Origin of the sequence: Bradyrhizobium neotropicale, from assembly GCF_001641695.1 — a bacterium.
Taxonomy (GTDB): Bacteria; Pseudomonadota; Alphaproteobacteria; order Rhizobiales; family Xanthobacteraceae; genus Bradyrhizobium; species Bradyrhizobium neotropicale.
Genome location: NZ_LSEF01000049.1, coordinates 17,097 through 29,556, shown reverse-complemented (window position 1 = coordinate 29,556; position 12,460 = coordinate 17,097). Strand labels below are relative to the sequence as shown.

The following is a 12,460-nucleotide window of genomic DNA, read 5'->3' as shown; positions in this document are numbered from 1 at the left end:
CTAGTTCATGAAGTCCGGATCGGTTCGCTCCAGCAGACGTCTGAAGGCGGCCCATTCGACATCCGGCGTTTCTCCCGCTTCGATGCCGTCGTAGAAGCTTGCGTACTGTTGCGCAGCCCGGCGGGCAGTAGCCTCAGTGATCCTGCAGCTTGAATTGCCAATTGCGCCTGACAAGATCGCTCAAGGTTGCGCATCAGCTTGAAGGATTCGGCAACGGAGCGTCCGCAGGTCAGCAAGCCGTGATTTCGCAGAATCATGACGGATTTGTCGCCGAGATCGGCAACAAGTCTGGCGCGCTCACCAATATCGAGCGCGATTTTTCCATAGTCGTGATAGGCGAGGCTGTCTATGAACTGGAGCGACCATTGAGTGAGTGGCCGCAGACCAGCTTTCAGTGACGAAACCGCAACCCCGGCAATTGTGTGGGTGTGCAGTACGCACATTGCGTCTTTTCGTGCGGAATGAATCGCGGCGTGAATATTGAAGCCGGCCGGATTGATACCAAGTCCGAGGGGATCGTCGACGACCGTGCCGTCGATGTTGATCGTGACAAGGTTCGAGGCAGTCACTTCGTCAAAGCGCATCCCGAACGGATTGATCAGAATGCGTTCGTGATCGCCGGGAAGGCGAGCCGAGATGTGGGTATAGATGCTGTCGTCGAGGCCGAGCCGATGAATCAGCCGGTCGGCTGCGGCAAGGTCAACCCGAATCTGCCGCATTGTATCTGTGGCGATCGCCTGATTCGGATGCGCTGTCATCATCGGCCTTTTCGTGATGCGAGACACCGGTCGTCGCCAGTGGCAGCAGCCGCTGGGTTGGCGGCTGCAAGCTCGACATCCTCAATCGAGCAATTGCTGTGCCAGCAAACACATCGCGCGATGGCTGTGTAAGGCAAAGCCCCGGTGCAGTCGGCGCCCTGCGCGTCGGCTTTCAGACGTAAGCGTCCGAAACCGTACACAACCGGCAAAAGACCAGGTTGTCGAACGGTGGCGGCCGCTGCCGGATATCCAATCCGTCAATGATTTCCCCAAGGCGAAGGGTGAACTGACGCGGTCGGCTGACTTCAGTTAGGTCTCTGGCCGACGGCAAGATCATTGAAGCCGGTCGCTCACGCTATCCTGCAGGAACAGGCTGAGGCTTAGTTATTCTGGTCTGGCAATAACTGGCGACTCCCAATTGCCGATCGCTCCATCCTTGTCGCTTAGACCGCGGCGAGTCTCACGCGCCAATGATCTCATTGATGAGACTGGCAGCCTCATAGCAGTCATCGCCAGCCATGTTGGGCAAACCAGCTCAACAGCGCTGAAAGGGCCGCAATAAGGAGACCACTGCACAAAGAGGCCCTTCCGCCGGCCACTTGCATCGACCGCAGGTAGAGAAAGGCTCCAAGCAGCGTTCCATAGTTCTTCCTGAAATCTCCGTTGAGTTTTGAAATCACGGCAAGATCCGAATGCGTGCCGCTTCGATCAGCCATCGTGGAACTTCCCCTTCTGAGTCCGTATGCACCACATAGACCACTGTTTTGCCCGACGGCACAAGCGAAAATTCATAATTTCCGAACTCAATTTCGGGAGAAGCTGTTCGAAATGCAGGCGATGAAGAGCTGTGCGCGCGGCACGATTGGGGAGGCAATTGTGAAGATCTCAGGCGTCCACTCGGTTCGCGCGTGCGAGGCGGGCTCCGCAAAGGCCCACAGCTTCAGTGTTGGATATTGAAGCCATCCGCGCGGGCTCAATCACTTTGGCCGCACCGACGCCGATTTCCCCTCGGTCGAGTCGCGCGCGGCGGTGGAGCGAGCGGTCCATGATCCGAATGGCGGCACTCGTCGTGAGCCGACTGCCGGAGTAGAGGGGGCAGTACTGCGCCGCAGGATGACAACGGACTTGACACATTGGACCACGGGTCAATTCTGATCGGCTGCTGGCAGCATCCTTGAACCGCTCGGTGCAAGGCTCGCGTTTTATCAGCCACAATTATGGAAGCACTGTCCTTACCGTTGTTTTCCTCGAGTCTACCTGAGGAAGCCGAAGTCATCCTGCTGTTGATCTCGCTCAATCCAGCATCGGTAACCTATCCGATCAACACAGGAAAAAGTTCGTGGTGCGCGCGTCACACACGATAAGCGTAAGTCCTGTCCTTTCGTCGGGCAATATCCGGGGGATAGGTATCCCATTTGTGCAGGTAGTAGTCTTCTCTGCGGTCGCCATCTCGCAACCTATTATACGTAAGGTACATCGCGCGACGTGGACGATCGGATAAGTTTGGCTTTGAAGTATGAGGAGCGTAACTATCAAAGAAAAGCACGTCACCCGGCGACAGCTCGACCGGTATGGGAGCTCTGTTCCCTACGGCGCTGATGGGTAGCGGGCTTCCTTCTGGCCCCAAATGACCATCTTTGTGAAGACCAGGAAAGACTTCCAGGCACCCATTGGAAGTATCCGCGGCGTCAATAGCGATCAGCGCGGTGACAAACAGGCGGGCATAGCGGCTCCACCCGGCCTGTTGATCCTGATGAAGCTCAAATCCGCCGCCGCCAGGTAGCTTTAGGTTGATTTTTTCTTTGAAGAGACACACTGGCTCGCCTAGCAATTGGGCAGTGATATCGGCCAACAATGAGGACCGAACGCAATCGCCAAGCACATCATCATGATCGGCGAAGTTTTCGATTCGATTGATCAACGGCGAAGCGTCTTTTCCGCTGGACTCAAAGTAGAGCCACGGGCCGTCCACTTGGGGCTCCGCGGCTTCGATGGCCAGGATATGCTCGCGAAGTTCCTGCGCGTTCTCAACGAGACCTGCGAATTTTACAAACCCATCCTTGTCGAACGACGCTCTCTTATTCTCCAAGTCCAACGAAGTGCCGCGTGAAAGATCAGCTTTCATTGTCATTGTCTCCTCCGTCTAAGGACGCATTTCCAGACAAAGTCTCTTCTAGAAATGGAAATACATGGGTCTCCGCTCGTCGGAGATCGTCTTCGAAGTCAATCTCGATCCATGGGAGACCTGTGATGTCCTCAGGTGCGAATTTGTGGGATGCATTCAACAGAACTGGCTTTAAAGCCGCTTCGTATTCCAAACGGTCACCTCGGGCAGAGAGGAGCTGAGAACCTATCGCGCCAAGTTCGTGGCGAGCCGTCGGTCCCAGTTTGAAGAAGCCGACTGATTCGCCATACCAGTCGCCCAAATCGGTCGGCCGTTTCTCGAAATCGACGATCGTGTTTCCTCTTACGCAGAGCTTTACCGGTTCGGAGCCGACGGCGCCGTTACGATCGACGAGTACCGCATTCTGGCTCCGGGAACTGACGAGACGTTCAATGATCGCGCCATGGTAGAGCACATCGGCATCCATCAATAGGACCGTATCCGCGTCCAAAGACCCAATGTTCGCCGCCACAAGCGAAAAGAGACTTCCCTTCTCCTGCCACAAAACGGGGATTACGCGAACTGCGATGGCTCCGCACTCACCTACTAGGGCCTGGAAAATTGCGGTCGCCTCATAACCGACCACAATGTCAATCCGCGTGACTCCGATTCTCCTGAGCGATTCAATGTGACGAGACAACAAGCTTTTCGATCCAAACCGCAGCAGCGCCTTGGGTACTCCCTTCATACCCAGTCGGTTGCCGGCACCAGCGGCGAGGATGACTGCGTGAGCGCTTGTACTCATCTCCGGCCGCGGGCACCTCTCAGGATTTGGTGCTTTGAGGGACTTATCTACGAGCTGTCGGCGGCGGACTACCATGACCTGAGGCTTGCGATCTCCTGCAAGAATTGGTGGGTCCATCACCGGTCACGGTAGGAAGACGGAATCGGACGACGGTCCGGCTCGCTAGGGCGAAGCAGACGCTTGGCCGCGCTAGCTGTGGCCTCTCTTGAGGCTCACAATCTCGCGACAAGCGTCAACCAGCGCCTCAAAATCGCTTGGTACAACGGCGCCTATGCAGCCAATACGGAAGCTATCTCTCATCGTCAGCTTCCCCGGGTATATTGAAAAACCTCGAGTTTGAAGCGCGACAAAAAGATCGTCAGATCGAAGATCTAGGTCGTCCAACGGCAAGAACGTGGCGATGATCGGTGCCTGAACTGCCGCATCAAGAAACATCCGGAAGCCGAGCTGCTCCATCCCAGCTCGGAGTGTAGAGAAATTTCGCTGATACCTCTTAAGACGCTCTGCGGGTCCCCCTTCTTCTTCCAGCAGACGCAAAGCCTCGACCAGTGCCGCAACGACTTGCACGGGTGGCGTGAATCGCCATTGGCCATTGTTCTCGAATCCGCGCCATTGATCATATAGATCAAGAGACAGAGAAGGGATGTTGTCCCGTTTGGCCGCAGCGATCGCTCTCTTGTCTACAATGGAAAAGCCGATACCCGGTACGCCCTCGAGACACTTGTTGCTGGAAGCAACGGCGGCGGTAATTGGAAACTTCGACAGGTCGATCGGGAGTGCGCCGAAACTGCTCATGGCGTCCAATATCAAGCCGCGTCCGTGACCGAGTACGATGGAAGCGATTTGCTCAAACGGATTGAGTATTCCCGATGTTGTTTCGCAATGCACGAGCACGACGTGGCTAATTGTCGGGTCCAGTGCAACTGCCTTGTCAACCTGCTGCAGGTCGATGGGCAGGTGTTCTGGCCAATGCAAGGCCAGAAATCGTCGGTTCAGGCGTCGCGCAATGTCGATCATGCGCTCCCCATAGGCGCCGTTCGACAGTATCAGTATCTTATCATCAGGCTTGATCAGAGAGGCGAGTGTGGCTTCGACCGCGAAAGTACCGCTGCCTTGGAGTGGTATTGCAACATGGGTCGGCTCGCCATTGACGATCTTCAATAGCCGTTCGCGCAGCTGTCTCGTCATGTCGACAAAGGCAGGATCGCGAGATCCCCAGTCCTTCAGCATGGCCGAGCGAGTTCGCGATTGCGTGGTTAACGGTCCCGGCGTCAAGAGAAGTGGTGTTCTGGTCAGATCGGCGGTCATATGAATTCGGGCCTGCGGCTCTCAAGCAAATTCGAACATGCGCGAGTGAGGTGCCAGGACATCCAGGTCTCAATCCAACCGGATTTGATCCGGCCACCCAGAACTTTGCATGCTACGTGCCAAGAGGAGCGTCGTAGAAGGGTTACGGAGCTGTCGCACATAGCTCCACGTGAATAGCCGACAAGTTGGCGCCACGAAGCAGCGGCGCGGCCATCGTGGAATGGCGACCTGCGTCAAGCTGCTTATCGATCCCACGGCAGCACGCTTCGGAGACGCCACACTGGCGCCATCTGCGAGGCGTAGTCTCTCTTCTTGACGCGGTTAGGTGTTCTACTGGTCGGCGGCAGACGTTTGAAAGGCGACAACGGTTGTAGCGATGCGTACACATCTCGACGACGCCACAAGATCCATGGACGAAATCGCTAGCGATTTGCGCTCACTGTCCGATGAGCTCGACCATCGTCATCGTCAACAGCGCAAAGTGCAGTTTCTGTTGGATATTCGCGGTTATCTCGCGATGAACAGATTGGTGGGAGACTACGTCGAGTTTGGACTGTTTCGTGGCGAGATGATGTTTAGTGCCCACCACATCCTGGATCGCTTGGGCGTAATCATGCGGTATGTCGGCTTCGAAAGCTTCGCAGGGGAGCCGGAGATGACGAAACAAGAGCGGTCAATGTTACCCTTTCTGAAGCCGGGTGATTATTGTGCGGACGAACAAGCCACTCGTGAGTTTCTTGAAAAGAACATCGGGCCCGAGCGGTTGCGCATAGTGAAGGGTGACTTTCGCAACGAATCAACAAGAGGAGAAGAGCCGAGCCAACCCGTGGCCGTCGGTGTGATCGACTGCAATCTTCCGTCATCAATTGAAGCTGCATGCAGCGCGTTGCTGCCCCGGATCGTACCAGGCGGAGTATTATTCTTAGATGATTACTTCCTGAACATCGGCAAATGGGGCCTCTGGCACACGCAAGCGCTTACGGATGTCGCAAGGCGGTCTGACCGGCGGCTGGTCTATTTTCAGACCTACCCACCCTGCGCGCGAGCCTACATTGCCTTCGATGCACCCGAGCGAAATCGTCCGTGCTGAGCAAGGAGGGTTTGCCGTCGTGCGCGGCGCTAGATCCGCCGTTCCAGGCACAATGGGCCGATCTGGTCATGTCGTCGATGTCATCGATGTTGCCACGGGCGCCAGGCAACCGGATGAAGCAGAGGGAGCCATCGCGGTGTTATCACCCGATCCGGCGATGTTCTCGGCTACTGGAATAATCCTGAAGCGACGCGCGAAAAGTTCGTAGAAGGTCCTGATGGCAAATGGCTCCTAACAGGAGATCAAGGAATACACAATGTCAATGGCCGGCCCCGCTTTCAAGGACCGCAGCGAAGACGTGATTGGGTCTGCCGGCTACGGAATTGGTCCGGCAGAGATTGAAGATTGCTTACTCGACTCACGAGGCGGGTCGTATTGTTGGAGTCGTGACTAAACTTGATCCGCTTCGCGGGCGCCACGGGAGCCCATCCAACCGACCCGTGCCAGGATCTCGATCAGCGTGGTTCGCTTGACGCCGAAGCTGCGACATACCGCCGCTTTGGACATGCCGCCGTCCAGCGCGGCGATGATGGCGTCCAGCTTCTCGCCGGTGATCGCCTGCGGCCGGCCGCGGATCCGGCCGCGTTTGCGTGCGGCGGCCAGGCCGGCGACGACACGCTCCTGGATCAAAGCGCGCTCATACTGCGCGAGCGCGCCGAACACCTGGAACAGGAATTCGCCCGAGGGTGTCGTAGTGTCCAGGTTCTCGGTCAGCGAGCGGAACGCCACCCGATTGTCCTTGAGCGAGGTCACGATGGCGAGCAGGTGCGACAGCGAGCGGCCGAGCCGCGCGAGTTTCCACACGACCAGCACGTCGCCGGGCCGGACGAATTCGAGCGCCCGCGCCAAGCCAGTGCGGTCATCCTTCGCGCCCGAGGCGTGATCCTCGAACAGGTGAAGCGGATCAACGCCGGCGGCGAGCAGCGCATCGCGCTGCAAGTCCGTGCTCTGGCGGTCGGAGTCCGGCGACACGCGCATGTAGCCAACCAACATAGGCGGATACCCATCGGAAATAGGTTTCCGCGTGGCGACAGAGTTTTCCGCAAATTTTTCGTCACCAGGCGTTTAGCTTAGGGGGCTACTACAAGATTCGGTAGTTGGCTAAAGCCAAATTGAGGCCCTAGGGTCCGGCCGCCTTCCCCGCCGCTCGACGAACAGAAGTGAACGCAAGCGCACGTAAAGCCGCTGCCCGCAGCGCCTGCCGGTCACCTTCCGGCCTTCCATCGCTTAGAGAGTGAAGTGCCACCATGTCTGAACAACCCTTGCCGACGCTGCCGATGTGGCGCGTCGATCACATCGAGCCCTCGCCCGAGATGTTGGCGCTACGCGCCAACGGTCCGATCCACCGCGTGCGCTTCCCGTCCGGGCACGAAGGCTGGTGGGTGACAGGCTATGACGAGGCCAAGGCGGCGCTGTCCGACGCGGCGTTCCGGCCCGCGGGAATGCCGCCGGCGGCATTCACCCCGGACTCGGTGATTCTCGGTTCGCCGGGGTGGCTGGTCTCGCACGAGGGGGGCGAGCATGCGCGGTTACGCACGATCGTGGCGCCGGCCTTCAGCAACCGCAGGGTGGAGCTACTCGCGCAGCAGGTCGAGGCGATCGCCGCGCAGTTGTTCGAGACGCTGGCGGCCCAGCCCCAGCCCGCCGACCTGCGGCGCCACCTCTCCTTTCCGCTTCCGGCCATGGTCATCAGCGCTCTGATGGGCGTGCTCTACGAGGAGCACGCGTTTTTCGCCGGGTTGTCCGACGAGGTGATGACGCACCAGCATGAAAGCGGCCCGCGCAGCGCGTCGCGCCTGGCCTGGGAAGAACTGCGCGCCTACATCCGCGGCAAGATGCGGGACAAGCGCCAGGATCCGGGCGACAACCTGCTGACGGATCTGCTCGCGGCGGTCGACCAGGGCAAGGCAACCGAGGAAGAGGCGATCGGCCTGGCGGCGGGCATGCTGGTGGCGGGGCACGAGAGCACCGTCGCGCAGATCGAATTCGGCCTGCTGGCCATGTTCCGCCATCCGCAACAGCGCGAACGCCTGGTCGGCGATGCATCCCTGGTGGACAAGGCGGTGGAGGAAATCCTGCGCATGTACCCGCCGGGCGCGGGCTGGGACGGCATCATGCGCTATCCGAGAACCGACGTGACCATCGCGGGCGTGCATATTCCCGCGGAGAGCAAGGTGCTGGTCGGCCTGCCGGCGACGTCGTTCGATCCGCGCCATTTCGACGACCCGGAAATCTTCGATATCGGACGCGACGAAAATCCGCACCTGACCTTCTCCTACGGGCCGCACTACTGCATCGGGCTGGCGCTGGCCAGGCTGGAACTCAAGGTGGTGTTCGGTTCGATCTTCCAGCGCTTTCCCGCGCTGCGCCTGGCCGTGGCGCCCGAAGCACTGAAGTTGCGCAAGGAGATCATCACTGGCGGGTTCGAGGAGTTCCCAGTGCTCTGGTGATGCGCGGACGCCGCCGGGGATCGCGATCTTCTCCGCAATTTGCCGGCGGCCTGGCGCGCGCCGGTCAGATCAGCCAGCCAACAGGTAACCAAGATGGACGTGCAAGAAACCACGGCACCATGCCGGGACGCCTTCGCCGAACTGGCGTCGCCAGCGTGCATCCACGACCCGTATCCGTTCATGCGGTGGTTGCGCGAGCACGATCCGGTGCATCGCGCGGCGTCGGGCCTCTTTCTGTTGAGCCGCCACGCCGACATCTACTGGGCGCTCAAGGCCACGGGCGATGTGTTTCGGGGACCGGCGCCGGGCGAACTCGCGCGCTATTTCCCGCGTGCGGCGACCAGCCTGTCGCTCAATCTGCTGGCGTCCACGCTAGCGATGAAGGAACCACCGACGCATACGCGTCTGCGCCGGCTGATCTCGCGCGATTTCACCATGCGCCAGATCGACAACCTGCGGCCGAGCATCGCGCGCATCGTCGCAGCGCTCCTGGACGGCATGGCGCCCGTGCTGGAGCGCGGGGAGGCGGTGGACCTGCATCGGGAATTCGCGCTGGCCTTGCCCTTGCTGGTCTTCGCCGAACTGTTCGGCATGCCCCAGGACGACATGTTCGGGCTCGCCGCCGGCATCCGCGCCATTCTGGAAGGCCTGAGCCCGCACGCCAGCGATCCCCAGCTCGCCGCGGCGGACGCGGCCAGCGCAAGAGTGCAGGCCTACTTCGGCGACCTCATACAGCGCAAGCGCACCGATCCCCGCCACGACATCGTGTCGATGCTGGTCGGCGCACACGACGACGATCCCGACACGCTGTCGGATGCGGAGTTGATCAGCATGCTGTGGGGCATGCTGCTGGGCGGCTTCGCCACCACTGCTGCGACCATCAACCATGCGGTCCTGGCGATGCTGGCGTATCCCGAACAGCGGCACTGGCTGCAGGGAGACGCCGCGAGGGTGAAGGCATTCGTCGAAGAAGTCCTGCGCTGCGACGCGCCCGCCATGTTCAGCTCCATTCCGCGTATCGCCCAGCGCGACATCGAACTGGGCGGCGTGGTGATCCCGAAGAACGCGGACGTGCGCGTGCTGATCGCGGCCGGCAATCGCGACCCGGACGCCTTCGCCGATCCCGACCGCTTCGATCCCGCGCGGTTCTACGGCACGAGTCCTGGCATGTCGACCGACGGGAAGATCATGCTGAGCTTCGGCCACGGCATCCACTTCTGCCTCGGTGCGCAACTGGCCCGGGTGCAGTTGGCCGAGAGCCTGCCGCGGATCCAGGCGCGCTTCCCCACGCTGGCATTGGCCGAGCAGCCGACCCGGGAGCCCTCCGCGTTCCTTCGAACGTTCCGCGCGCTGCCGGTGCGGCTGCATGCGCAAGGGGGCTGAGATGCGCGTCGTGGTCGACCATGATCTGTGCGGAACCACCGGGCAGTGCGTGCTGACGCTGCCGGGCACCTTTCGCCAGCGCGAACCGGACGGCGTGGCCGAAGTGTGCGTGGCGACGGTCCCGCAGGCGCTGCACGCCGCCGTGCGGCTCGCGGCCAGCCAGTGCCCGGTCGCCGCCATTCGGCTCATCGAAAGCGACGCTGGCGATGACGAGCGCGCCAGCGCCGACCCTGCGCCTTCTCCGGCAGTGGCCGAGCGGCATGCCGCGAAAGACCAACGCAATCCAGGCGGACACGATGGGACGGTTTGAAGGCAAGGTGGCCGTGGTGACCGGCGCCGGCGCCGGCATCGGCAAGGCATGCGCCCTCGCCATCGCGCGCGAGGGCGGCAGAGTGGTGGTGGCCGACATTGATGGCTCGGCGGCCATCGCCTGCACCGCGCAGATCGCGGCCGAAGCGGGCCACGCGCTGGCCCTGGCCATGGACATCGCCGATGCGCAGGCGGTGGCTGCGCTGTTCGAGACGGCGGAGCGGCACTTCGGTGGGGTCGACCTGCTGGTTAACAATGCGAGCGCCATGCATCTGACCCCGCGCGACCGCGCGATCCTCGACCTGGATCTGGCGGTCTGGGATCAGACCATGGCGACCAATCTGCGCGGCACGCTGCTCTGCTGCCGACACGCCATCGCACGGATGATCGCCCGCGGCGGTGGCGCGATCGTCAACATGTCGTCGTGCCAGGGGCTCAGCGGTGACACCGCGCAGACATCCTACGCCGCGTCGAAGGCGGCGATGAACATGCTGTCGGCCTCGCTCGCCACCCAGTACGGTCATGCGCAGATCCGCTGCAACGCGGTTGCGCCGGGTCTCATCATGACCGAGCGTCTCCTCGCCAAGCTGGATGAGTGCATGCAAGGGCATCTGCGCCGGCACCAGCTCCTGCCGCGCGTCGGCCGCCCCGAGGACGTGGCCGCGCTGGTGGCGTTCCTGCTCTCCGACGATGCGGCGTTCATCACCGGCCAGGTCGTGTGCATCGATGGCGGCATGCTGGCGCATGTGCCGACGTACGCCGACGGTGGCAACAGCCGCGCCGCGCGGCCTGCCGGCGACACCGCGGCGCCGCGCTGCTGATGGACATGCTGCTCAACCCGCTGGACCGTCGGCACCGACTGCGGTGCGACATCCCGGTCGTGCCCGGCGCTTTCCCCCTGGTCGGGCATCTTCCCGCCATCGTCTGCGACCTGCCGCGCCTGCTGCAGCGCGCGGAACGGACACTGGGCAGCCACTTCTGGCTGGATTTCGGCCCTGCCGGACACCTGATGACCTGCGTGGATCCGGATGCGTTCGCACTGCTCCGGCACAAGGACGTGTCCTCGACGCTGATCGAAGAGATCGCGCCCGAATTGCTTGGCGGAACGTTGGTCGCCCAGGACGGCGGCGCGCACCGGCAGGCGCGCGATGCGATCAAGGCGGCGTTCCTGCCCAAGGGGCTGACCCAGGCCGGCATCGGCGACCTGTTCGCGCCTGTCATCCGGGCGCGGGTGCAGGCGTGGCGCGACCGCGGCCACGTAACCATCCTGCGCGAAACCGGCGACCTGATGCTCAAGCTCATCTTCAGCCTCATGGGGATCCCCGCGCAGGACCTGCCGGGATGGCATCGCAAGTACCGGCAACTGCTGCAGTTGATCGTCGCGCCCCCGGTCGACCTGCCCGGACTGCCCTTGCGGCGCGGCCGCGCCGCCCGCGACTGGATCGACGCGCAGTTGCGCCAGTTCGTCCGCGACGCGCGCGCGCATGCCGCGCGCACAGGGTTTATCAACGACATGGTGAGCGCCTTCGATCGCAGCGACGATGCGCTCTCCGATGACGTCCTGGTCGCCAATATCCGCTTGTTGCTGCTTGCCGGTCACGACACCACCGCATCGACGATGGCCTGGATGGTGATCGAGCTGGCGCGGCAGCCTGTGCTGTGGGACGCCCTGGTCGAGGAGGCGCAACGCGTGGGCGCGGTGCCGACCCGGCACGCGGACCTGGCGCAGTGTCCGGTCGCCGAGGCGCTGTTCCGCGAGACGCTGCGCGTGCATCCGGCGACCACGCTCCTGCCGCGTCGCGCGCTGCAGGAATTGCAACTCGGCCAACGGCGCATTCCCGCGGGCACCCATCTGTGCATCCCGCTGCTGCATTTCTCGACCTCGGCGCTGCTGCACGAGGCGCCCGATCAGTTCCGCCTGGCGCGGTGGCTGCAACGCACGGAGCCGATCCGTCCGGTGGACATGCTGCAGTTCGGTACCGGCCCACACGTCTGCATCGGCTACCACCTGGTATGGCTGGAACTAGTGCAGTTCTGCATCGCCTTGGCGCTGACCATGCACAAGGCCGGGGTGCGGCCGCGGTTGCTGAGCGGCGTCGAAGAAGGCCGGCGCTATTACCCGACCGCACATCCGTCCATGACAATCCGCATCGGATTCTCATGAGCTGGCATCGCATGCCCGTATGGCGAGGCAGCGGCGCCGGCGACGCGCGGCATTGCTGCGCTCGGCGCGCGCGCTCGGTGCGACGCAGG

Annotated in this window: 11 protein-coding genes and 1 pseudogene; 6 read left to right on the top strand and 6 right to left on the bottom strand. The window is 61.8% G+C overall.

Annotation, left to right across the window (positions count from 1 at the left end):
* From AXW67_RS16490 to AXW67_RS16475, 5 genes and pseudogenes are all read right to left on the bottom strand, one after another.
* Positions 1 to 761 (bottom strand): annotated as a pseudogene (locus AXW67_RS16490) (class II aldolase/adducin family protein).
* 503 nt (positions 762 to 1,264) lie between these two features.
* Positions 1,265 to 1,474, bottom strand: coding sequence for a hypothetical protein (locus AXW67_RS41895; protein ID WP_145927663.1), 210 nt, complete (start codon positions 1,472 to 1,474; stop codon positions 1,265 to 1,267).
* Between the two features lie 635 nt (positions 1,475 to 2,109).
* The gene (locus tag AXW67_RS16485; protein ID WP_063678723.1) at positions 2,110 to 2,883 is read right to left on the bottom strand and encodes a phytanoyl-CoA dioxygenase family protein; all 774 of its coding nucleotides are present in this window, start codon (positions 2,881 to 2,883) and stop codon (positions 2,110 to 2,112) included.
* Complete coding sequence (locus AXW67_RS16480) at positions 2,873 to 3,667, bottom strand: phosphocholine cytidylyltransferase family protein (protein ID WP_063678722.1); 795 nt, start codon at positions 3,665 to 3,667, stop codon at positions 2,873 to 2,875. The genes AXW67_RS16485 and AXW67_RS16480 overlap by 11 nt, the downstream gene beginning before the upstream one ends.
* Before the next feature lie 189 nt (positions 3,668 to 3,856).
* Complete coding sequence (locus AXW67_RS16475) at positions 3,857 to 4,975, bottom strand: 2-aminoethylphosphonate--pyruvate transaminase (RefSeq protein ID WP_063678721.1); 1,119 nt, start codon at positions 4,973 to 4,975, stop codon at positions 3,857 to 3,859.
* A gap of 409 nt (positions 4,976 to 5,384) precedes the next feature.
* Between AXW67_RS16475 and AXW67_RS16470 the strand changes: the two genes are divergently transcribed.
* Positions 5,385 to 6,065, top strand: coding sequence for a class I SAM-dependent methyltransferase (locus AXW67_RS16470; RefSeq protein WP_063678720.1), 681 nt, complete (start codon positions 5,385 to 5,387; stop codon positions 6,063 to 6,065).
* A gap of 390 nt (positions 6,066 to 6,455) precedes the next feature.
* Here the strand turns inward: AXW67_RS16470 and AXW67_RS16465 are convergent, their stop codons facing one another.
* A complete protein-coding gene (locus AXW67_RS16465) occupies positions 6,456 to 7,043 on the bottom strand; it encodes a recombinase family protein (protein WP_430648719.1) in 588 nt (195 codons plus the stop codon).
* 269 nt (positions 7,044 to 7,312) lie between these two features.
* Here AXW67_RS16465 and AXW67_RS16460 point away from each other — a divergent pair, with 269 nt between their 5' ends.
* The 5 genes from AXW67_RS16460 to AXW67_RS16440 all read left to right on the top strand — a co-directional run bounded on the left by AXW67_RS16460 (position 7,313) and on the right by AXW67_RS16440 (position 12,371).
* Positions 7,313 to 8,515 (top strand): cytochrome P450, encoded by a 1,203-nt coding sequence (locus AXW67_RS16460; protein ID WP_063678718.1) that lies wholly within the window; start codon positions 7,313 to 7,315, stop codon positions 8,513 to 8,515.
* 93 nt (positions 8,516 to 8,608) lie between these two features.
* Positions 8,609 to 9,898 carry a cytochrome P450 gene (locus AXW67_RS16455; protein WP_063678717.1) on the top strand — a complete coding sequence of 430 codons (1,290 nt, stop codon included), beginning with the start codon at positions 8,609 to 8,611 and terminating at the stop codon, positions 9,896 to 9,898.
* A gap of 1 nt (position 9,899) precedes the next feature.
* Positions 9,900 to 10,208, top strand: a complete 309-nt coding sequence (locus tag AXW67_RS16450) for a ferredoxin (RefSeq protein ID WP_027554676.1) — start codon at positions 9,900 to 9,902, stop codon at positions 10,206 to 10,208.
* Entirely contained in the window at positions 10,195 to 11,028 is an 834-nt protein-coding gene (locus AXW67_RS16445) for an SDR family oxidoreductase (protein ID WP_027554677.1), read from the top strand. Before AXW67_RS16450 ends, AXW67_RS16445 begins: the two co-directional genes overlap by 14 nt.
* The gene (locus tag AXW67_RS16440; RefSeq protein WP_063678716.1) at positions 11,028 to 12,371 is read left to right on the top strand and encodes a cytochrome P450; all 1,344 of its coding nucleotides are present in this window, start codon (positions 11,028 to 11,030) and stop codon (positions 12,369 to 12,371) included. Before AXW67_RS16445 ends, AXW67_RS16440 begins: the two co-directional genes overlap by 1 nt.
* The last annotated feature ends 89 nt before the right edge of the window (positions 12,372 to 12,460 follow it).